Consider the following 20,756-nt stretch of genomic DNA (forward strand, 5'->3'; position numbering starts at 1 on the left):
ATTGACATCATTCCGCGGAAGATTTGGCTGCTTTTGCTGCCCGCTTGGCTTCTTGCTTGAACGCCCGGACCTTGGCGAGCGACTCCGGCCCGGTGATGTCGGCGGCGGACCGGTACGACCCCTCGTCGCCGTACGAACCCGCCGCCTCGCGCCAGCCCTCGGGCCGCACGCCGTACTGCTTGCCCAGCAGGGCCAGGAAGATCTGCGCCTTCTGCACACCGAATCCGGGCAGCGCCTTGAGCCGCGCCAGGAGCTCCTTTCCGTCGGCCACGTCCGCCCACACGGCTTCGGCCTCACCGCCGTACTCGTCGACGAGGTACTGGCACAGCTGCTGCACCCGCTTGGCCATGGAGCCGGGGTAGCGGTGCACGGCCGGCTTGGCGGAGAGCAGCGCGGCGAAGGCCTCGGGGTCGTACGCGGCGATCTCCTGGGCGTCGAGATCGTCGCCGCCGAGGCGCTGGGCGATCGTGTACGGGCCGGAGAACGCCCACTCCATCGGCACTTGCTGGTCGAGCAGCATGCCGACGAGAGCGGCGAGGGGACTGCGGGCGAGCAGCGCGTCGGCCTCGGGCTGCTGGGCGAGGTGAATGGTCTTCGTCATGCTCCGATGATCTCGCCCGTCCACCGGCCGGGCGCGGCGAGTACCCGCGTACGGGTCCCTCCGCCACCCGGGTCACCCGCCTCGCGGACTGGCGTGCGGGGCCGGTCAGGGGCACCCGCTTCGCGGCCGTCCGGGCGTGCGGGGCCGGTCAGGCCCGCGCACGGATCCGTACGGCCGGGTCCAGGCACCAGTCGAGGAGGGACGGCCAGGGGCCGTAGCCCGCCTCCATGTCGAGGTGGGCGCCGGTCGGTATCTCGTCGGTGTCGAGGCCGAGCGGGGCCCCGTAGTGGTGGACGGCTCCCTCGGGGCAGTACGGGTCGTGGTGTCCGGCGACCAGACGGGTCGGCGCCTTGAGGCGCACCCCGGCGAGGTCCGGCAGTTCGAAGCCCTTGATCTCCGGGTACTCGCGCGTGATCGAGGGGGACGGCGGCGCGACGAGCAGGACGCGGTCGGCCGGCAGGTCGTCCGGAGTGCGGGCGGCCGCGTGGAGCCAGAGCAGGACGGCGAGGCTGTGGCAGACGACCACCCGCTCGCCCTCGGCGGGCGCGTCGAGCTCCCGGCCGAGGGCGGCGAGCCACCGGTCGAGCTCCGGGGCGTCCGGCTCCGGCAGCTGGGGGCGGCGCACGTCGTGGCCGAGCGCCGTGAGGCGTTCGGCCAGCCAGTGTTGCCAGTGTCCGTCGGGGCGGTGGTTCTGGAAGCCGTGCAGGATCAGGAAGTTCATGGGAAGGATCGTCCCGCCCTGCTACTGAGCAGGTCCAGTTAATGTCTTTGCATGCATCCGGTAAGCGCTGCCTTCACAATCGACCTGCGGCGGCTCGGCGCGCTGCGGGAGCTGGACCGTCGGGGGTCGCTGGCGCGCACGGCCGAGGCGCTGCACCTGACCCCGTCCGCCGTCTCGCAGCAACTCGCCGTGCTCTCCCGGGAGTTGGGCGTACCGCTGATCGAGCGGCAGGGGCGGGGTGTCCGGCTCACGGGCCAGGCGCGGCTCGTCCTGCAGCACGCCGATCTGATCGCCGCGCAGGTGGAGCGGGCCCGGGCGGATCTCGCCGCGTGGGGGGAGGGGCAGCGCGGCACGGTGACGATCGGGGCGTTCTCCAGCGCGGTGTCGGGGTTGTTGCCGCCCGTACTGGGGGCGTTGGCCGCGCACCGGCCCGATGTTGTGGTCCGCGTGGTCGAGGCGGAGCCGCCGGACCTGTTCACCCGGCTGGACGCCGGCGAGGTCGATGTGGCGATCGCCGTGGACTTCGCGGCCGCCCCGCCGCACACCGACCGCCGCTACACCCGGATCGACCTGCTCGCCGACGTCCTCGACGTGGCCCTCCCGGTGGCGCACCGGCTCGCCCGTCGCGAGCGGGTTTCCCTGCGTGAACTCGCCACCGACCCCTGGATCGTGGGTGACGCCCGCAGCTGCTGCGGCGCGGTGACCCGTTCCGTCTGCGCGGCGGGTGGCTTCACCCCGGAGATCCGGCACGCGGTGAACGACTGGCAGTCCCTCGCCGCCCTGGTCGAGGCGGGCGCGGGCGTGGCCCTGGTCCCCCGCCTGGTCCAGCCCCTGCACCGGCCGGGCCTGGTCCTGCGCCCGCCGACGGGGCAGTCACCGGTCAGGAACGTCTTCGCGGCGGTGCGGACGGGGTCAGAGGGCGATCCCGTACTCGCCTCCGTACTCGATCACTTGAGAGAGCACACGCCCTGACGCCTCCTGACGTCTCCTGACGTCTCCTGAGGGGGGACGCCGGCCGCTGAATCCCGTTCCCGGGCGCCGCGGTCCGGTCGTCGGCTCGTCCAGGACGTCGGTGGCCGCCTTCTCCGCCCTGGCGATGGCGAGCTTCAGGCGCTCTCGTCCGCTGCCGGAGGGGGTGTTGAGGCCGGACTAGACCTCCGGGGCCGACAGGCGCAGGACCGCCTCCAGCCCCTCCTTGATCCGCCGCGCCGAGATCTCGCGGTCCCCCGACAGGTGACGTATCAGGCTGGGGGTGAACGGCGCGAGCACCAGATGCGCCAGGAGCGCGCTGTCCGACCCCGGCCGGAGCCGCCCGATCAGCATCGACGTGTGCGTGTGCATGGTGAGGTACGCGCCGCTGGCGTAGCGCGCGCTGGGCGCGGCCGCCTCCGCGGCGAGCAGCAGCTCGCGCTGTTCGAGCACGCGGTCGGTGAGCGCGTGGAGGAAGGCGATCAGCCGGTCACCGGGCTCGGCGCCGGGGCCGAGCGGGGGCGGACCGCTGAGGAACGCCTCCTGGAACTGCCTCTCGCGCTCGTCGAGGAGCGCGAAGACCAGCTGTGCCACGTCCCCGAAGCGGCGGTAGACCGTGCCGACGCCGATGCCGCTGGCGTGGGCGACGGCGTTCATGGTGACCGCCTCGGGCCCCTGCTCGGCGGCGATCCGCGCGGCCGCGTCGAGGATCTTGCGCCGGTTGCGGGCGGCGTCGGCGCGCTCGACGGGCTGCCCGAGCGTGGGCAGATCGATCCGTCGCGGCTCTCTGGCGGACTCACTCACGATTCGAGCATAACGGATCACTATCCGGTTACTTTCAAGCATCTCTTGCGAAGCGGAGCAGTATCCGGTTAACTCGGAGCCGTTGAAGCGGAAACAAATCCGAATGGGGCCGACTCATGTCCGTCAAGGTTGCTGTCATCTACTACTCGGCCACGGGGAACGTCCACGAGATGGCCCTGGCCGTCGCCGAGGGCGCCGAGAAGGCCGGCGCAGAGGTGCGGCTGCGGCGCGTACCCGAGCTCGCCCCGCAGGCCGCGATCGACTCGAACCCGGCCTGGCGGGCGCACGCCGACGCGACCGAGGACGTCGAAGTCGCCACCCTGGACGACTTGATCTGGGCGGACGCGTACGCCTTCGGTACGCCGACCCGGTACGGCAACGTCTCGTCCCAGCTGAAGCAGTACCTGGACAGCACGGGCGGCCTGTGGGCGCAGGGCGGCTTCGTCGACAAGCCGGTCACCGGCTTCGTGAGCGCCTCCAACGCGCACGGCGGCAACGAGACCACCCTCCTGGCGCTCTACAACACGATGCACCACTGGGGTTCGCTGGTCGTCTCCCCGGGCTTCACGGACCCGGCGGTCTACGCGGCCGGCGGCAACCCGTACGGCACGTCCCACGGGTCCAGGGCGGGCGGCCCGACGGACACCGTCCTCCAGGCCGCGCGCTACCAGGGCGAGCGGCTGACAAAGATCACGGCGCGGCTGCTGGGTGTCGCGGAGCGCTGAGCGCCGTGAGTGGCCGGGGTTCCGCGTGGGGCGGAACCCCGGCCCTTCTCGTTCTGCGAGGTGGTTGGGCGGGTTGTTCCGCGGGGGTATCGCGGGTTTTTTTGCAGGCTTGTGAAGGCGGGGTTGCGCACCTCCGGGACGGCGGGGCGCGGCCGTACCCTCGAACCACCCCCACGCTCTCCCCCACTCGCAGAACCGAGGACGGCCCGCATGAGCGCTCCCCTCTCCCTCGACGCCGACCAGGCTCACCACCGGCTGGACGACCTGACGGTCATCGACGTCCGCACGCCCGGCGAGTACGCCTCCGGGCATGTGCCGGGCGCGCTCAACGTCCCTCTCGACCAGCTCCGCCGTGCGCTCCCGGCGCTCGAGGAGGCTGCCGGACGCGGTGAACTCCTCGTCGTCTGCGGCTCCGGCGCCCGCTCGGGCACCGCCTGCGCCCTGCTGGCCGAGCACGGCGTCCAAGCCCTCAACCTCAGCGGCGGTACGTCCGAGTGGGCGAGCCGGGGCCACGAACTGGCCCGCCCGCAGGGGGCGGCCCGCACGACCTGGGCCATGGAGCGCCAAGTCCGCCTCACGGCCGGCGCGCTCGTCCTGACGGGCCTGACTCTCGGCCGGCTCGCGCACCCGGCCTGGCAACTGCTCTCCGCGGGCATCGCGGGCGGTCTGGTCTTCTCGGCACTCACCAACACCTGTGGCATGGCCGTGGTCCTGGGCAAGCTGCCCCACAACCGTCGCGCCGGGGACGGCGAGCAGCTCGAGGCGACCCTGGCGGCGCTGAAAGCCTGACGCGGGAGCCGCCCCTCGGGCTATGGCGCGAAGTGGTCGTCCAGAAAAGGCTGTTGCCGTCGGACAGCGAACCGGTCAACTCTCTTGGCCGGCCCGCGACGGGCCGAGACCCATCCGCCCTGTCCGGGAGCCCGCTCTGAACATCACCGCCACCACCGTGTCCCTGACCGTCGACGACGTCGCCGCGTCCCACGCCTTCTTCACCACCCACCTCGGCTACGAGGAGACGGTCTCCGCCGACGGCTTCGCCTCCCTCACCCACCCCGACGCGGCCACCGACCTCGTCCTCCTCCGCCGCGGCCTCCCCCTCCTGCCCCCCGCCCAGCGCGACCAGCGCGCGACCGGCCTGATCCTCGCCTTCACCGTCACCGACCTGGAGGCGGAGGAGAAGCGCCTGCGCGAGGCGGGCGTGGAGATCACGATGCCCCTGCGCGAAGAGCCCTGGGGCGAACGCCTCTTCCAAGTGACCGACCCGAACGGGGTCGTGGTCCAGTTCGTGGAATGGGCACGGGGGTAGTCCTTGGGGAGCAGGTCGCCCGGTTCGGGGCGCAGCCGCTCCAGCGTGCCCCGGGGGCCGTTGCGTCCCCTCGACGAGCGTCTCCACATGGAGATCGGCCGGAGCCTCGGCCAGCAGGCGGATCAGACGCTTGGCCGACGAGAGCGGATAACTGCCCTCAGGGGCCGGGACGTCGATGGAGGTCCGGAGCCTGCCGGTCCGCAGGTCCGCGGTGATGGCCAGGATCCCCGGGGTGCCGTCGATGCGGAGCTCCGCGGAGAGCCGGCCCTCCTCGCACAGCCGGTCGGCGAGAGCGGCACGCCGGGACAGTGGATCCGTTCCGCGCTTGGCGCGCTGCACCGGCAACGCCTTCTGTCCCAGCTCACCGCCCAGCCGCAGACAGACCTGACGGATGAGCCGTTCCCAGCTCTCGACGACATCCACAGCCTGGGGATCACCCGGGGTGAGTGTCTCGGCGTCGATCCCTTTGCGTACGGGCACCCATGAGGGGCCCATGTTCTGAAAGCCGTGACAGCCGGAGTTCTCGTGCTGGAGGTAGTGGAGCAGTTCCTGGAGCAGCCAGGCGTGGGCGGCGTTGCCCACTCCCTCGTGGCGGATCAGCATCTGGGCTTGGTGCGCCACCTCGGCCCAGGACAGGTGCCACAGCGCGACCTTGTGTTTACGCCGTCCGTCGATCTTGACGTCGACCAGCGGACTGCCCTCCAGGGCGACGTCATTGGACAGCGTGATCACGGCCTCGTATCCGCGTCGGGCGGCGATGTCCATGTAGTTCTGGACCTGGTCGGCCTTCAACGCGTTGCCGTTGGTCTTCGTCTCGACCAGCGCGGTCCACAACTTGCCCGCGCGCTCCACCCGGATCACGCCGTCCGGCCGCTTGGGAGCGTCGCCGTGGGGCAGCGAGACCTCGGTGAAGGTCTGCATGAGACCGGCCGGAGCCCCGAAGGCGGCGGTGAGACGCCGGCCGAACTCCGGCACCTGGGTCATGACCGCGAGCAGAACGGAGGTCGCCCGCAGCTCCCGCTCCCGGTCGCTCTTGAGCGAGGGGACGGGGAAGAGCCGGGCGGGCTGCCAGGAGTCGTTGTCGGCGAGGGATTTCCTTGAGGCCTTCGGCAGCGTGATCTTCCTCTTCGCCGTACGGGTACGGGCGCGAGGTGCCGGGGTCGCATGCGCGACGTCGGAGGCCACGAGGCGGGGCCCCCGCCGCCGCCCAGCGCGCACGGCACGCCGCCGACCTGGCCGCGCTGCTGGTCACCGTCCCCCGGGGTACGAGCAGCGGCCGGGGCAGCCTGACGGCGCTCTTCAGAAAGGTGTGACCGCCCGCCCCTCAGGCCGACCGGGGGGCCGGAAAACGTCGAAGGGCCCCACCGCGAGCGGTGGGGCCCTTCGACATCGTGCCCGGTGAGGCACTGGCGGAGGATACGAGATTCGAACTCGTGAGGGGTTGCCCCCAACACGCTTTCCAACTGTGGTGGTGGGGTCGTGGGGTGTGTACGGGGGCGTTCACCTGCGTTCATGGGTGGCTGGCTGTCGACGCGGGGACGGCTGAGGGTCTCGCCTGAATGGCCGTGAACGGGGCTGAATGAGACGGAAACTGAGACGGCCGCCTGTGGTCCTAGAGCTGACCTCGCCACCACGGCACGTCCAGGCTGTCAGCCGGGATGACCTTGGCCCTTGCCAGAATCTTCCCGTCGCGAGCCCACACGAGGGCACGCAACTCACGCGCGCTCTTCCTGGGCAGTGCGTGAAGCACGGATTCGAGGTGCTCGCGGAGCTGTGCAAGATCCTGAAAGGCGATCAATGAACGGGTACAGCCGCCGCCTCCAGGGGCGGATAGGGAGGTCGCCCCGCAGGGCTGACGGGCGCCTACGCGGCATTGCCCCTTCGGTTGTCGGTCATGGGGGCAAGCTACAGAACCACGCGTCAGGTGGCCACTGCGTATCCGGTGGCCGAAGCCCTGAGCTTGGGAAGCTCGGGGACGACGCCGAGCGCGAGGCAGAGCAGATGATCTCCGAGGGAAAGCGGGAACTGGAGGTCCTGGTGCGCTCCCGGCGGGCATCGATAACCCGGTCGTACGCGAGGCTGAACTCGTGGATGCCCGCCTGCTGCGCAATCAGGCTGATTATGATATCTCCCCATCGTGCGTGTTGAGGAAAGGTCATTTCCTGGCGAACGATGGTTTCTTGTTTGGGTGGACGAAGACTCGATAGCGGCAGCGCAGAGCCTGGCTGGACCTATTGAGCAAGAACTAAATTCCGTCCACGATACGGAAAATGAATCTCTTGCTGTCACCTTTAGGCCGCATCGTACCAATGTTGAAAAGCCTCTGGTCTCTACGTCAAAAAGTGTCCTCGCCTCTTCGAAAGTTGACCAGCTGATCCAGCTGTTGGAAGCTAGGTCGCGCACATCTGACGCACTTCCCAGTCTCAAGTACATGGAAGATCCCCGGGCTAGTCTGGCCGCTATTGGTGCGTCACGTCACCACCTCGTCTACGGTCGACGTGGTGTAGGGAAGACCGCGCTTCTTGTTGAGGCTAAGCGTCTCGCCGAGAGAGAAGGGCACGTAACGGCGTGGATGAATGCCCACACCCTGCGGCTAATGAACTCAGCTTCCGCTTTCCTTATGATCGCGGAGACTGTACTGACCTCCTTGATCCAGCACGCAAACGCCGATTCTTTGACTTCGGCTCTCGAATACCTTTCGTCGTATGTTCGGGGAGAGGGGTACACCTACTTCCGCGTCGATGTTGCCCAAAAATCCCTCTCGGCCTATGAGACTCTTGCGCGCCTCGTTGACCTCCGGTTTGCGCACCTGATTCAGGCTACGCTCTCAGACCAGCACCGCCAGGGAGTCAAGTATGAGGCGTACATTCTCGACCTAAGTCAGTACTCAGATGTGCGTTTGAAGCGGGGGCTGCACGTACTTGACCTCGAGGACGGCAAATGGACTTTTAGGTTGAGCGGCAAGGCTAATACGCTCAGGAAATTGAAGAGCACGCTATTCCGAGACGAGTTGCGGCGATCGCCTGTACTCGATCTGGAAGCACTTGGGCGGCATGCGGGCCTGAACACAGCGTGAGGTTGGTAGAACGACTCTGGGGCCGTGATCTTCGAGGCACGCGGCAAAGTGGCTGCGCAAGACCGTGTAGCCGACCGCCCCAGCCGCGATGAACCCCTGCTCCGGCATTTCATGGTTGATCGCTCTGAGCGTGGCACGGACGCCGGCCGGGCTGGAGCGGGGCGGAGACAGGAGCGCAGGCCCGGCCGGGGGCCGGGCCGCGCGCGGGGAGCGGAGCGAGCCGCCTTGAATCAGTAGAGAAAGTTGTAACTCAGTCTGAGGCGTGGGCCTGTTGAGTCTCTGTCCGAGACTGCCTGTCGGGCTTGGCATCGGCTCGGAACTCGTCCAGGAGCTCGAAGAACATCTCCATGGCGGGCCTGCTGGACCGCTCTGCATCACGTTCGATCTCTGCGGCCCAGCCGAGGGAGGAAGGGCTGCCTTGGCGCTGACATAGCCACTCGGAGAAGGGGCTCGGGCTGCCTGGGGTCCAAAAGTCGAACGGCTCCGCGTTGTCGTGGATGCCTAGCGCCACGCGGTAGCCGGTGAGCATGGAGTCCAAGTGCTGCAAGGAGTTGTTGCGGACCCACATGCCCGGACGGAGTCGTACTTCCTCCAGGAAGTCGTACACGTCGGTGAGATCTTCGATGCGCCTGGGCCTGCGTCTCATCCCGCGTACGTCTGAGTCGGTCATGCGTGCACTCTATTGAGAAGTCGTGCCAGTTGAAGGCCCTGTACGAGGCTTGAACTGGTGCGCGCAGGCTGGGATGTCGAGGCTCTGGCGGTGTGCCAGCGGTAGGAAGATCACAGGCCGGATCGTCCATGTGATGCGAGTACGGGCCTGGGTGAGCGTCACCGTGCTGGGCTCGGCGCGTAGGAGTGCCTTCCTCGTGGTCCTCCGCCAGCACCAGGAGCAACAAGACAAGGAACGGATCGAGGCCGGAGCCGACTGGGAGGACAAGGGATACGTCTTCGCCTCCCCGACCGGCGGCCCCCTCAGCCCGAACACCGACTTCCACACCTGGAAGCGACTACTGCGAGACGCCGGCGTACGAGACGGCCGCCTCCATGACGCACGCCACACCGCAGCGACCGTCCTCCTGATCCTCGGCGTCCCGGACGTCGTGGTCGACGCGATCATGGGTTGGGAGCCCGGGGGAGCGGCACGCATGCGCGCCCGCTACATGCACGTCACCGGAACGCTCCTGCGGAAGGTTGCCCAGCAAGTCGGCGACGCTCTCTGGGAGCCGCCGAAGACCGGCTGAAGCCCAACTGAGACGGAAACTGAGACGGACAACGACGAAGGGCCCCACCGCGAGCGGTGGGGCCCTTCGACATCGTGCCCGGTGAGGCACTGGCGGAGGATACGAGATTCGAACTCGTGAGGGGTTGCCCCCAACACGCTTTCCAAGCGTGCGCCCTAGGCCACTAGGCGAATCCTCCGCGGCAAACAATACAAGACGTTGAGCCGTGCTCGCGAACTCGTTCCCCGGGCGGAGATCGGGTACCCTGTGCGGAGCCCCTCACGTGGCGCTATCTGACTGAACTCCCCCAGGGCCGGAAGGCAGCAAGGGTAGGTCGGCTCTGGCGGGTGCGTGGGGGGCGCTTGCGTGCGCGGCGACGGTTGTCAGTGGGCGCCTATAACCTCGTATGCGTGTCGTCTCTCGCGCTCTACCGCCGCTACCGCCCCGAGTCGTTCGCCGAGGTCATCGGGCAGGAGCATGTCACCGACCCGCTGCAGCAGGCGCTGCGGAACAACCGGGTCAATCACGCGTACCTGTTCAGCGGGCCGCGCGGGTGCGGAAAGACGACCAGTGCGCGCATCCTCGCCCGCTGCCTGAACTGTGAGCAGGGACCCACGCCCACGCCCTGCGGGGAGTGCCAGTCCTGCCGGGACCTCGCGCGCAACGGGCCGGGTTCCATCGACGTCATCGAGATCGACGCCGCATCCCACGGTGGTGTGGACGACGCCCGTGACCTGCGGGAGAAGGCGTTCTTCGGGCCCGCCTCCAGCCGGTACAAGATCTACATCATCGACGAGGCGCACATGGTCACCTCGGCGGGCTTCAACGCCCTGCTGAAGGTGGTCGAGGAGCCGCCGGAGCACCTCAAGTTCATCTTCGCGACCACCGAGCCCGAGAAGGTCATCGGGACGATCCGGTCGCGTACGCACCACTACCCGTTCCGGCTCGTGCCCCCCGGCACGCTCCGGGAGTACCTCGGCGAGGTCTGCGGCCGCGAGGGCATCCCCGTCGAGGACGGGGTCCTGCCGCTCGTCGTCCGTGCCGGTGCCGGGTCCGTGCGTGACTCGATGTCCGTGATGGATCAGCTCCTCGCCGGCGCCGCCGAGGACGGTGTGACGTATGCCATGGCGACGGCGCTGCTCGGGTACACGGACGGATCGCTGCTCGACGCCGTGGTGGAGGCCTTCGCCGCCGGCGACGGGGCCGCCGCCTTCGAGGTCGTGGACCGGGTCATCGAGGGCGGGAACGACCCCCGCCGCTTCGTGGCCGATCTTCTGGAAAGACTGCGCGACCTGGTGATCCTGGCCGCCGTGCCCGACGCCGCCGACAAGGGGCTCATCGACGCGCCCGTCGACGTGATCGAGCGGATGCAGGCGCAGGCCTCCGTCTTCGGGGCCGCCGAGCTCAGCAGGGCCGCCGACCTCGTCAACACCGGGCTGACCGAGATGCGTGGTGCCACCTCGCCCCGGCTGCAGCTGGAGCTGATCTGCGCCCGGGTGCTGCTGCCCGCCGCCTTCGACGACGAGCGTTCGACGCAGGCCCGCCTGGAGCGGCTGGAGCGCGGCGCCGTCGCGTTCTCGCCCGCCGGGCCCGGTCCGGCCATGGGGTACGCACCGGGGCCGGACGCTCATGTGCCCATGCCGGCCGCCGCCCCGCCCGTACCGGTGCGACCGGAGCGGGCCGCCCCGCCCGCGCCCGTACAGCCCGCGGCGGCCGCCCCCGTGCAGGCCCCGGCCCCCGCGCCTCAGGAAGCTCCCGCTCCGGCGCCGGCCCCGCAGGCGCAGCGGCCCGGAGCCTGGCCCGGTGCAGCCGCCCCCGGTTCGGGCACGCCCGGTGGCTGGCCCACGGCCGCGCCCGCGCCGGCCCCGGCCGCGCAGGCCCAAGCCCCGGCCCCGGCGGCGCCGCCCGCCCCGGCTCAGGCCGCCCCGGGGTCGGCGCAGGGCGCCGCCCAGGTGCGGAACATGTGGCCCGAGATCCTCGAGGCCGTGAAGAACCGCCGCCGCTTCACCTGGATCCTGCTCAGCCAGAACGCCCAGGTGGCCGGCTTCGACGGCACCACGCTCCAGCTCGGCTTCCTCAACGCCGGCGCCCGCGACAACTTCGCGAGCAGCGGCAGCGAGGACGTACTGAAGCAGGCACTGGCCGAGCAGTTCCACGTCCAGTGGAAGATCGAGGCGATCATCGACCCGTCCGGTGGGGCCGCGCCTCCCCCCGCCGCGACCGGCTTCGGTGGCGGCCGCCCGTCGGGCCCGCCGCCCGCCGCCCCGGCGCCCCCGCCCGTACAGTCCGCGCCGCAGGCTCCCCAGGCGTCCGCGCCGCCGCAGTCGTACACCGCGCCCGAGCCGCCCCGGGCCGCCCCGCCGGTCCAGCAGGCGCCCCCGCCGGTCGCGCCCGAGGACGACACCCCCGAGGAGGACGACCCCGACCTCGTCGACTCGGCCCTCTCCGGTCACGAGCTGATCGTTCGCGAGCTCGGGGCCACGGTGGTGGAGGAATACACAAACGAGTAGGACCGTCCACGTCGGCGGCCCGCACAAAGGGCACGCCGTCGCGCGGGCTACCCTGGCTGGCGTGAAGGTCCTCGTCATCGGCGGCGGCGCCCGCGAACATGCCCTGTGCCGCTCTCTCTCCCTCGATCCCGACGTCACCGCTCTGCACTGCGCGCCCGGCAACGCCGGAATCGCGGAGGTCGCCGAGCTGCACCCGGTGGACGCCCTCGACGGCGACGCCGTGGCCCGCCTGGCCGGTGACCTGCAGGCCGACCTGGTCGTCGTCGGCCCGGAGGCCCCGCTCGTCGCGGGCGTCGCCGACGCCGTGCGCGCGGCCGGGATCCCCTGCTTCGGCCCCTCCAAGGAGGCCGCTCAGCTCGAAGGCTCCAAGGCCTTCGCCAAGGACGTGATGGCGGGGGCGAACGTCCCCACCGCCCGTTCGTACGTCTGCACCACTCCCGCGGAGATCGACGAGGCACTCGACGCCTTCGGCGCTCCGTACGTCGTCAAGGACGACGGCCTCGCCGCCGGAAAGGGCGTCGTCGTCACCGACGACCTCGAGGTCGCCCGGGCGCACGCGCTCGCCTGCGGCCGGGTCGTCATCGAGGAGTACCTGGACGGCCCCGAGGTCTCGCTCTTCGCCATCACGGACGGCACCACGGTCCTTCCGCTGACCCCCGCCCAGGACTTCAAGCGGGCGCTCGACGACGACCAGGGCCCCAACACCGGTGGCATGGGCGCCTACTCGCCGCTTCCGTGGGCCGACCCCAAGCTGGTCGACGAGGTCATGGACACCGTCCTGCAGCCCACCGTCGACGAGCTGCGCCGCCGCGGCACGCCCTTCGCGGGGCTGCTGTACGCGGGCCTCGCGATGACCGGCCGCGGTGTACGGGTGATCGAGTTCAACGCCCGGTTCGGTGACCCGGAGACCCAGGTGGTCCTCGCCCGGCTGAAGACCCCGCTCGCGGGCGTCCTGCTCAACGCGGCCAAGGGCACGCTGGACATCGAGCCGCCGCTGAACTGGCGTGACGACGCCGCGGTGACCGTGGTCATCGCCTCGCACAACTACCCCGGCACCCCCCGCACCGGCGACCCGATCGAGGGCCTGGACGAGGTCGCGGCGCAGGACGCGCCGCACGCCTACGTCCTGCACGCCGGGACCGCGCGGGACGGCGACGCGATCGTGAGCGCGGGCGGCCGGGTCCTGTCGGTCACGGCGACCGGCGAGGACCTCGGCCAGGCGCGCGAACGGGCGTACGAGGCAGTCGGCCGGATCCGCCTCGCCGGATCCCAGCACCGTACGGACATCGCCCGGAAGGCGGCGGCGGACGCCGCGGCGCCCGCGGGAGACACCGCGGCGCAGTAGCCCGGGAACGGGCCGCGGGGGAGTGAACCCCGTGGCCCGGATTCCGTCATCACCTTTGCCCAAAGCCATTCCATCGAGTGACGGGTGGGCCATCCGGATGACGCCCGCCGAACCCCCAACTAGGGTGCGGCGCAGGCGTTCCGGCACTTGGCCCACCGGCATTGCGATGTCAGTGGCGGGTGCCACAGTGGGGGAGTGAGCACCACCGCCGCAGGCAGTCCACAGGGCAAGAGGGGGTGACGTACGGCCGTGTCCGGTTCAGGTTCAGGTCCCGGTATGGGCGATGAATTGGGTGCGCGGGCCGCGCGCGCCCGGGCTCTCGCCGTGCTGCGGGTCCGTGGCAGGGCGCTGGCCGTGGCCCTGCTGCCCGCGGCCGTGGCCGTCGTGCTCCTCGCGGGCGGGGCCATGGGCCGTCTCACCGGCGAGGGCTGGGACACCGCCCGCTGGGTGGTGACGTCCGGGGCGGCGGTCGTGCTGCTGCTCGCCGCGGCCGTCGCGGCCGTGATCGCCCGGTCCCGTCCGGCCGTCACCCCCACCGTGGAGCTCACCGAGAAGTCCGCCCCCGATCTCTACCGGATGGTGCGGGACCTGGCCGACCGCCTCGATGTGCCCGCGCCCTCCGCGATAGCCCTGACGCCCGACTGCGACAGCTGGCTCGAGGACCGCACGCATCCCGCGCACGGCGCGAGCGCCATAAAGCGCGGCGGCCTGGGTGGTCCCGGCGGCCCCAAGGGCGCCGCCGGGCACTCCTCGGACGCTCCTGTCCTGGTCATCGGCTCGCCCTTCCTCTGGTGGATGCGGGTCGGCGAGCTGCGGGCGGTGCTCGCGCCGGTCGTCGCCGGCACGGGTCCGTCCGCGCATCCCGACATAGCCGCGGCCCGCCGCTTCGTGCGGGGCCTGGACGCCGCGGTCGCGGTGCCGGACCGGCCCGGGCTGGATCCCGTACGCCGCCTGGGTGCCCGGTTCACCGGCTGGATCGCCCGGATCCTGCTGCGCGGCTGCCGTCGGCACGCGGCCGAGATGGAGCGGGGCGTCGCGGCGGCCGGGTCGGAGCGCGCACAGGCTGTGGACTACGGCCTGCGGATCGTCGCCCAGGAGCAGGTCGGTCTGGCCTACGCGGGCTGGGACCGGCTGCTGACCCGGGTCGCGCTTCCCGCCTGGCGCATGGGCCGCTGGCCGTCCCGTCTCGACGCGGGTGTGGTGTCCGCCCTCACCGAGCTGTCCCGGCGTGACCGCCTGGCCGAGGGGTTCACCTCCCGGCTGGGCGAGCGGCCCGCCTGTGACCTGCTGGAGGAGCCGGGCGCGGTCGACGAGGCCGCGTCCCTGCTGGCGGCCCGGCTCTTCCACGGGGGCCCGGCCAAGGCGGGACCCGACTGGTCGCCCGTCGACTGGCAGCGCTACCCGGAAGAGGTGGTGGACCGGAAGTGGCGTGCGGACGCGGCCAGGCTGCACCGGGTTCTGGACCGGCTGGGCGCCAGGACGGTGTCCGGAGGCGGGGCGAACGCCGGCCCCACGCTGGCCCGCGTCATGGACCATCTCTCGGCCGGTCCCGCCGCCGCGACGACCGGCGCCCCGCGAGCGGACGGCCCCGGCGCCCCCGGCGGCTCCCACAGTCCCGGCGGTTCCGTCACTCCCGGTGGATCCGAGACTCCCGGCGGTTCCAACAGCTCCACCGGTTCCGACAGCGCCGAGAACCCCGACGGCCACGACCGTCCACCGCACGACACGGTGGCCCCGGCCGGAGGCGGGGACGGCGGCGAGACCCTCGCGGCGGGCATCAGCGCCGAAGTCGCCCGCGAGGAAGCCGCCAGACCGGCCCTCACACCGGGCGCGGGTCACGGTCCCGCCAAGGCCCACGGCGACCTCGACGGGCCGTACATCTTCGGTACCGACCCGCTGCCGCTCTTCCCGCTCCAGCCACCCCGGACCGGTCGGGAGCTGCTCGCCGACCATGTGACGGCGATGGTCTGCTGCGCCGCCGTCGACACCGCGGGCGCGACCCCGGGTCTCGACTGGCTCGACGGGCCGACGCTGCTGATACGCGGTGAGCGGCGCGGGGATCTGACCGGCCGGGTTCTCACCCTGATCGAGGACGCCGACCCGGAGCCCCTGCGCAGCTGGCTCGTGGAGGTGGGCGTTCGCCCGGAGAAGCCCGTCCGGCTCGTCTGAGGGCTTGTCCGCCCGCCGCCGCCGCCGCCAGCCAGCCCGCCCGACCGGGTCGGCCGGGCTGAGCGGAGCGGCCGGACCCAGTCCGGTCCGAGCGACCGGTCGCAGAGCTGGTCCGAGCAGCCGGTCCGAGTGACTGGCCCGAGCGGCGAGGGAAAGAGGCTTCCGGACACCACTCGTGGCCGGAACCTGATGTTCCGTTCCCGTCGATTCGCGACGAACGGTGACGGAGTGCGTGCGTTATGTGATGTGCTGGAGATCGGCGCTGACAGCGACCGGTTCGGTGACGGGGGAATCGAGGGAGGGGCGCAACATGGGGGCGGAGCAGATCCGGCGATGGGAGTCAGGGGCCCTCGCCCACGCGGTCACGGACCCCTTCGGCCAGGGACCCCTGCCCTGGCTCCGGGCAGGTGAGCAGTACCTGGACGACACCGGACAGGTCGTGCCCTGGTACGCCGACCCGCAGCTCGCGCGCGGCGGCTGTGGCGGTCCGCGCAGCGCCGACGACGTACGACGCCAGATCAAGGGCTTCACGTCCAGCGGCGCGGTGGCGCCCGGTGAGTCGATCGACTTCCACATCACGGTGGACCCGCCGCAGCAGTTCTCGGTCGACGTCTACCGCATCGGTCACTACGCCGGCGACGGAGCGGCCAAGATCATCACGAGCCCCCGGCTCGCCGGCATCGTGCAGCCTCCGCCGCTGGCCGCCGACCGCACGGTCTCCTGTCACCACTGGTGGCTGTCCTGGCGCCTCCAGGTGCCCTCCTACTGGTCGGTCGGCGCGTATGTCGCCGTCCTCACCACCGCCGACGGCTACCGCTCCCACATCCCCTTCACGGTCCGCGACGACCGCCCCGCCGACCTGCTCCTGCTCCTGCCCGACATCACCTGGCAGGCGTACAACCTCTACCCGGAGGACGGACGCACCGGCGCCAGCCTCTACCACGCGTGGGACGAGCAGGGCCGGCTCCTCGGTGAGGAGGACGCCGCGACCACGGTCTCCTTCGACCGCCCGTACGCGGGCGCGGGCCTCCCCCTGCACGTCGGCCACGCCTACGACTTCATCCGCTGGGCCGAGCGGTACGGCTACGACCTCGCCTACGCCGACGCCCGTGACCTGCACGCCGGACACGTCGACCCGACCCGCTACCGCGGCCTGGTCTTCCCCGGCCACGACGAGTACTGGTCCGTTCCCATGCGCCGGACCGTCGAGTCCGCCCGGGACAGCGGCACCTCGCTCGTCTTCCTCTCCGCCAACACCATGTACTGGCAGGTGGAGCTCGGCCCGTCCGCCTCCGGTGTCCCCGACCGGCTGCTCACCTGCCGAAAACGCCGGGGTCCGGGCCGTCCCGCCCTGTGGCGCGAGGTGGACCGGGCGGAGCAGCAGCTCCTCGGCATCCAGTACGCGGGTCGGGTACCGGAGCCGCACCCCATGGTCGTACGGAACGCGGACCACTGGCTCTGGGAAGCCACCGGCGCCGGGGACGGCGACGAGATCGCGGGCCTGGTCGCGGGCGAGGCCGACCGCTACTTCCCCCGCACCGCGCTCCCCGAGCACCAGGGGCGCATCCTGCTCGCGCACTCCCCGTACCGCGACACCGAAGGCGCCCTGCGCCACCAGGAGACCTCCGTCTACCGGGCCCCGTCCGGCGCGCTGGTCTTCGCCTCCGGAACCTTCGCGTGGTCCCCGGCTCTGGACCGGCCGGGTCATGTCGACGAACGCGTTCAGCGCGCCACGGCGAACCTGCTGGACCGCATCTGCAAACGGGACTAGACCCCTGGCCAAGGCCTGTGGTCCCCATGCGGGACAATCAGAGCCTCTTGGACAGAACCACGGGGAGGAACCGTGTCCGGATTCGTCGAAAAGCCCGAGCCGCTTCAGGTGCCGGGCCTGGTACATCTGCACACCGGCAAGGTGCGCGACCTGTACCAGAACGAGGCGGGCGACCTCGTGATGGTCGCCAGCGACCGCATCTCCGCGTACGACTGGGTCCTCCCGACCGAGATCCCCGACAAGGGCCGGGTCCTCACCCAGCTCTCGCTCTGGTGGTTCGACCGGCTCACGGACCTCGTCCCGAACCACGTCATCTCCACCGACCTGCCCGCCGGCGCCCCCGCCGACTGGGAAGGCCGCACCCTCATCTGCAAGTCGCTCGCGATGGTGCCCGTCGAGTGCGTCGCGCGCGGCTATCTCACCGGCTCCGGGCTGGTCGAGTACCAGCAGTCGCGCACGGTCTGCGGGCTCGCCCTTCCCGAGGGACTCACCGACGGCTCGGAGCTTCCCGCGCCGATCTTCACGCCCGCCACCAAGGCCGCAGTCGGCGACCACGACGAGAACGTCAGCTACGAGGAGGTCGCCCGTCAGGTCGGCGCGGAAACCGCCGCGATGCTGCGCCAAACCACGCTCGCCGTCTACAGCCGGGCCCGTGACATCGCCCGCGACCGGGGAATCATCCTCGCGGACACCAAGTTCGAGTTCGGGCTGGAGAGCACCGAGCACGGCCAGCGGCTGATCATCGCCGACGAGGTGCTGACTCCGGACTCCTCGCGCTTCTGGCCGGCCGCCACCTGGGAGCCCGGGCACGCCCAGCCGTCGTACGACAAGCAGTACGTCCGCGACTGGCTGACCTCACCGGCCTCAGGCTGGGACCGCGCGAGCGAGCAGCCGCCGCCCGCCCTTCCGCAGGACGTCGTCGACGCGACCCGGGCGAAGTACCTGGAGGCGTACGAGCTGCTGACCGGCCACAGCTGGTCCTAGAACACGAAGAAGCCCCCGGTCGGATCGACCGGGGGCTTCTTCTGTGGAGCGGACGACGAGATTCGAACTCGCGACCCTCACCTTGGCAAGGTGATGCTCTACCAACTGAGCCACGTCCGCATGCGCCGTAGCGCGCAGCCCACTATACCCAACCTCGCTCGCGGGCGAGACGCGCCGCCGTATGACGGTTCTCGGCGCCCCGTTTCGCGGCGGCCGACGACAGGCAGCTCCGTACGGTCCCCTGGGAAAGCGAGGCGCGCTCGGCGATCTCCGCGATGGGGGCTCCGTCGGCCGCCGGCTCCAGCACCTCGGCCTCGCGCGCGGTCAGCGGCGAGTCGCCGGCGAGATCGCGTCGGCCGCCAACTCCGGGTCCACGTACCGGTTTCCGGCGTGGACGGTGCGGATGATCTCGGCCAGTCGCCGGGCGCTGACCGTCTTCGGGACGAAGCCCCGCACCCCGGCCGCGAGGGTGCGCTTGAGGTGTCCGGGTCGGCCGTGGCTGGTCACGATCATGGTCCGGCACTCGGGCTGCTCGTCACGCAGGGATGTGGCGACCTTCACACCGTCGGCGCCCGGCATCTGAAGATCCAGCACCGCGACATCGGGCCGGTGCGCCCGGGCCATGGCCAGAGCCTCCGGTCCGGAGGCGGCCTCGGCGACGACGACCAGGTCGCCCTCCAGGCCGAGGAGCGCGGCGAGCGCGCCCCTGATGAGGTGCTCGTCGTCGGCGAGCAGGACGCGAACGGTGGTCATGGCGCGGCCTCCAGGGGCGTGCGTACGGATCTCCACCCGTCGCCCCGTGACCGCCGCCCGCAGCGAGAGCGGCAGCTGCCCGGCCGCCACCCCGTCGGGGAGGACGAAACGGATGCGGGCGGGACGCGAGGCGGTGACCTCGGCAGGGGTGCCGGAGGCCCCCGGTGCATGATCGCCAGCCGATCGGCGAGGACCTCCGCCTCCTTCAGGTAGTGGGTGGTCAGCAGGACGGTCGTACCGCCGTCCCGCAGGCCGCGCACCCGCTCCCAGGTGTCAGGGCGCCCCTCCGCGTCGAGGCCGGTCGTCGGCTCGTCGAGGAAGAGCACCTCGGGGCGTCCGAGCAGCGCCAGGGCGAGGTCGAGCCGGCGCCGTTCGCCGCCGGAGAGCTGACTTGACGCGGACACCGGCGCGCGGCCGGCCCGACCATGTCCAGGGCCTCCCCGCCGGGCCTGGCGCCGGTGGTGCAGCCCGCCCACATGCGTACGGTCTCGGCGACGGTCAGGTCGGGAGGGAAGCCGCCCTCCTGGAGCATCACGCCGATACGGGGCCGGACGACGACGGCCCGCTCCCGGTACGGATCATGGTCCAGCGCCCGTACGGTCCCGCCGCTCGGCCGGGCGAGGCCTTCCAGCAGTTCGACGGTGGACGTCTTGCCGGCGCCGTTGGCCCCAGAAGGGCGAAGATCTTGCCGCGGGGGACGGCGAGCGAGAGCCCGGACACCGCCTCGACGCCGCCGGAGTAGGTCCGGCGCAGCTCTTCGGCCTCGATTGCGTTGGTCATGGCCCAGGGCTTCCGCCGCACGGGGACGGCGAGCAGTGTCGGCTGTCCTGACTGTCCATGACAAGTGTCTTCGGCCCGGGGCACACGACGAAGGCCCCGGTCTGATGGCCGGGGCCTTACGTTCCCTGAGCGGACGACGAGATTCGAACTCGCGACCCTCACCTTGGCAAGGTGATGCTCTACCAACTGAGCCACGTCCGCATTGCGCCGCTCTTGAGCGGTGCGAACACCACTCTACCTGATCGACCGGAGTGGCCGGAACGGAAGAGCGATGCAGAGCGGGTGACAGGAATTGCACACTGCGCCTTCCCCCTGGAAGGGGGATGTTCTACTACTGAACTACACCCGCACGCTGCGTGAGGCCCGGCCTTCCGGCCGCGCCCTTCGGCGTGCTCCAGACTCTAGCCGACCAGCGGGGGTGCATGGCAAATCCATTGCTGGCACCCCGTCAGCCGGTCGGCTCAACTGGCCTCGCGGAACGCCTCGTACACGCGCTTGGGGATGCGGCCCCGGGCCGGGACGTCCATCTTGTGCGACTGGGCCCAGGCGCGAACGGCGGCCGGGTCCGGCTCCAGCGAGGTGAAAGTGGCCGCCTTGCCCGACTTGCCGGGCTTGCTCCCACTCGACTGCTTTCGTCCCGCGGCCATGTAAGGCGCCAGCGCCTTGCGCAGTTTCTTTGCATTGGCGGGATTCAGGTCGATCTCGTACGCCTTACCGTCGAGGCCGAACGTGACCGTTTCCGCCGCTTCTCCGCCGTCGATGTCGTCGGAGAGTGTGACCACTACGCGCTGAGCCACGGATATCGGTCCTTTCCTGCGGTCCACCGTGCCGGGCGCTCAACTAGTGCGCGCCTGACGTGGGGTGATACCGGGTTTTCGGCTGCTGAGGGGCAATGCTGCTTTCCTCTGTATTCCTTTGTACAGCGGTCGGCGTCGCATTGTGAAGCTCCGCCAATTGCATCAGCGTGTCCCCGCCACTGCAATGGGCGGCGCGATATTTCACCGGGATTTTCTTGGCTGTCT

16 protein-coding genes, 4 tRNA genes, 1 other RNA gene and 4 pseudogenes are annotated in these 20,756 nt (G+C 70.8%); 12 read left to right on the top strand and 13 right to left on the bottom strand.

Going from position 1 to position 20,756, the window contains the following annotated elements; translation table 11 throughout:
* Nucleotides 1-7: 7 nt before the first annotated feature.
* Entirely contained in the window at nucleotides 8-601 is a 594-nt protein-coding gene (locus ACZ7J0_RS14435) for an HhH-GPD-type base excision DNA repair protein (protein WP_470887211.1), read from the bottom strand.
* A gap of 148 nt (nucleotides 602-749) precedes the next feature.
* The gene (locus ACZ7J0_RS14440) at nucleotides 750-1,322 is read right to left on the bottom strand and encodes an RBBP9/YdeN family alpha/beta hydrolase (protein WP_470887213.1); all 573 of its coding nucleotides are present in this window, start codon (nucleotides 1,320-1,322) and stop codon (nucleotides 750-752) included.
* A 51-nt stretch (nucleotides 1,323-1,373) separates the two neighbouring features.
* On the opposite strand from ACZ7J0_RS14440, the gene ACZ7J0_RS14445 reads away from it, so the two are divergent.
* Complete coding sequence (locus tag ACZ7J0_RS14445) at nucleotides 1,374-2,294, top strand: LysR substrate-binding domain-containing protein (protein ID WP_470887215.1); 921 nt, start codon at nucleotides 1,374-1,376, stop codon at nucleotides 2,292-2,294.
* Between the two features lie 177 nt (nucleotides 2,295-2,471).
* Here the strand turns inward: ACZ7J0_RS14445 and ACZ7J0_RS14450 are convergent, their stop codons facing one another.
* Nucleotides 2,472-3,095: a TetR/AcrR family transcriptional regulator gene (locus ACZ7J0_RS14450; RefSeq protein WP_470887217.1), complete on the bottom strand. Its 624-nt coding sequence runs from the start codon at nucleotides 3,093-3,095 to the stop codon at nucleotides 2,472-2,474.
* Nucleotides 3,096-3,211: 116 nt separating this feature from the next.
* Between ACZ7J0_RS14450 and wrbA the strand changes: the two genes are divergently transcribed.
* The 3 genes from wrbA to ACZ7J0_RS14465 all read left to right on the top strand — a co-directional run bounded on the left by wrbA (nucleotide 3,212) and on the right by ACZ7J0_RS14465 (nucleotide 5,126).
* On the top strand, nucleotides 3,212-3,820 hold the full coding sequence (gene wrbA, locus ACZ7J0_RS14455; protein ID WP_470887219.1) for an NAD(P)H:quinone oxidoreductase: 609 nt from the start codon (nucleotides 3,212-3,214) through the stop codon (nucleotides 3,818-3,820).
* Nucleotides 3,821-4,030: 210 nt separating this feature from the next.
* Nucleotides 4,031-4,609 carry a rhodanese-like domain-containing protein gene (locus ACZ7J0_RS14460; RefSeq protein WP_470887220.1) on the top strand — a complete coding sequence of 193 codons (579 nt, stop codon included), beginning with the start codon at nucleotides 4,031-4,033 and terminating at the stop codon, nucleotides 4,607-4,609.
* A gap of 136 nt (nucleotides 4,610-4,745) precedes the next feature.
* On the top strand, nucleotides 4,746-5,126 hold the full coding sequence (locus ACZ7J0_RS14465) for a VOC family protein (RefSeq protein ID WP_470887336.1): 381 nt from the start codon (nucleotides 4,746-4,748) through the stop codon (nucleotides 5,124-5,126).
* Here ACZ7J0_RS14465 and ACZ7J0_RS14470 read toward each other — a convergent pair.
* A pseudogene (locus ACZ7J0_RS14470) lies at nucleotides 5,122-6,290 on the bottom strand (TerD family protein); the annotation flags it as partial. The gene ACZ7J0_RS14465 and the pseudogene ACZ7J0_RS14470 overlap by 5 nt on opposite strands.
* Before the next feature lie 1,024 nt (nucleotides 6,291-7,314).
* Between ACZ7J0_RS14470 and ACZ7J0_RS14475 the strand changes: the two are divergent.
* Nucleotides 7,315-8,202, top strand: a complete 888-nt coding sequence (locus ACZ7J0_RS14475; RefSeq protein ID WP_470887222.1) for a hypothetical protein — start codon at nucleotides 7,315-7,317, stop codon at nucleotides 8,200-8,202.
* 250 nt (nucleotides 8,203-8,452) lie between these two features.
* On the opposite strand, the gene ACZ7J0_RS14480 is transcribed toward ACZ7J0_RS14475, so the two are convergent.
* Nucleotides 8,453-8,872: a hypothetical protein gene (locus tag ACZ7J0_RS14480; RefSeq protein ID WP_470887224.1), complete on the bottom strand. Its 420-nt coding sequence runs from the start codon at nucleotides 8,870-8,872 to the stop codon at nucleotides 8,453-8,455.
* A gap of 193 nt (nucleotides 8,873-9,065) precedes the next feature.
* Between ACZ7J0_RS14480 and ACZ7J0_RS14485 the strand changes: the two are divergent.
* Nucleotides 9,066-9,443, top strand: a pseudogene (locus ACZ7J0_RS14485) (tyrosine-type recombinase/integrase); the annotation flags it as partial.
* A 90-nt stretch (nucleotides 9,444-9,533) separates the two neighbouring features.
* On the opposite strand, the gene ACZ7J0_RS14490 reads toward ACZ7J0_RS14485, so the two are convergent.
* Nucleotides 9,534-9,621, bottom strand: a tRNA-Ser gene (locus ACZ7J0_RS14490).
* A 72-nt stretch (nucleotides 9,622-9,693) separates the two neighbouring features.
* On the opposite strand from ACZ7J0_RS14490, the gene ffs reads away from it, so the two are divergent.
* From ffs to ACZ7J0_RS14520, 6 genes are all read left to right on the top strand, one after another.
* Nucleotides 9,694-9,788, top strand: an RNA gene (gene ffs, locus ACZ7J0_RS14495) — signal recognition particle sRNA small type.
* A 44-nt stretch (nucleotides 9,789-9,832) separates the two neighbouring features.
* Nucleotides 9,833-11,932, top strand: a complete 2,100-nt coding sequence (locus tag ACZ7J0_RS14500) for a DNA polymerase III subunit gamma and tau (protein WP_470887226.1) — start codon at nucleotides 9,833-9,835, stop codon at nucleotides 11,930-11,932.
* Between the two features lie 61 nt (nucleotides 11,933-11,993).
* Nucleotides 11,994-13,277: a phosphoribosylamine--glycine ligase gene (gene purD, locus ACZ7J0_RS14505; RefSeq protein ID WP_470887227.1), complete on the top strand. Its 1,284-nt coding sequence runs from the start codon at nucleotides 11,994-11,996 to the stop codon at nucleotides 13,275-13,277.
* 276 nt (nucleotides 13,278-13,553) lie between these two features.
* Complete coding sequence (locus tag ACZ7J0_RS14510; RefSeq protein WP_470887229.1) at nucleotides 13,554-15,446, top strand: M48 family metalloprotease; 1,893 nt, start codon at nucleotides 13,554-13,556, stop codon at nucleotides 15,444-15,446.
* A 310-nt stretch (nucleotides 15,447-15,756) separates the two neighbouring features.
* Nucleotides 15,757-17,217 carry a N,N-dimethylformamidase beta subunit family domain-containing protein gene (locus ACZ7J0_RS14515; RefSeq protein WP_470887231.1) on the top strand — a complete coding sequence of 487 codons (1,461 nt, stop codon included), beginning with the start codon at nucleotides 15,757-15,759 and terminating at the stop codon, nucleotides 17,215-17,217.
* Between the two features lie 72 nt (nucleotides 17,218-17,289).
* Nucleotides 17,290-18,201, top strand: coding sequence for a phosphoribosylaminoimidazolesuccinocarboxamide synthase (locus ACZ7J0_RS14520; RefSeq protein ID WP_470887232.1), 912 nt, complete (start codon nucleotides 17,290-17,292; stop codon nucleotides 18,199-18,201).
* Between the two features lie 44 nt (nucleotides 18,202-18,245).
* Here ACZ7J0_RS14520 and ACZ7J0_RS14525 read toward each other — a convergent pair.
* From ACZ7J0_RS14525 to ACZ7J0_RS14555, 7 genes and pseudogenes are all read right to left on the bottom strand, one after another.
* Nucleotides 18,246-18,321: transfer RNA gene (locus ACZ7J0_RS14525), tRNA-Gly, on the bottom strand.
* A 22-nt stretch (nucleotides 18,322-18,343) separates the two neighbouring features.
* Nucleotides 18,344-18,954 (bottom strand): annotated as a pseudogene (locus ACZ7J0_RS14530) (response regulator).
* Entirely contained in the window at nucleotides 18,951-19,358 is a 408-nt protein-coding gene (locus ACZ7J0_RS14535; RefSeq protein ID WP_470887234.1) for an ATP-binding cassette domain-containing protein, read from the bottom strand. Before ACZ7J0_RS14535 ends, ACZ7J0_RS14530 begins: the two are co-directional and overlap by 4 nt.
* 116 nt (nucleotides 19,359-19,474) lie before the next feature.
* A pseudogene (locus tag ACZ7J0_RS14540) lies at nucleotides 19,475-19,798 on the bottom strand (ATP-binding cassette domain-containing protein); the annotation flags it as partial.
* A gap of 64 nt (nucleotides 19,799-19,862) precedes the next feature.
* Nucleotides 19,863-19,935 (bottom strand) — tRNA-Gly (locus tag ACZ7J0_RS14545).
* 76 nt (nucleotides 19,936-20,011) lie between these two features.
* A tRNA-Gly gene (locus ACZ7J0_RS14550) sits at nucleotides 20,012-20,083 on the bottom strand.
* A gap of 112 nt (nucleotides 20,084-20,195) precedes the next feature.
* Complete coding sequence (locus ACZ7J0_RS14555; protein WP_468708751.1) at nucleotides 20,196-20,531, bottom strand: histone-like nucleoid-structuring protein Lsr2; 336 nt, start codon at nucleotides 20,529-20,531, stop codon at nucleotides 20,196-20,198.
* Between the last annotated feature and the right edge of the window lie 225 nt (nucleotides 20,532-20,756).

It is taken from the genome of Streptomyces sp. NPDC038280, assembly GCF_055600045.1.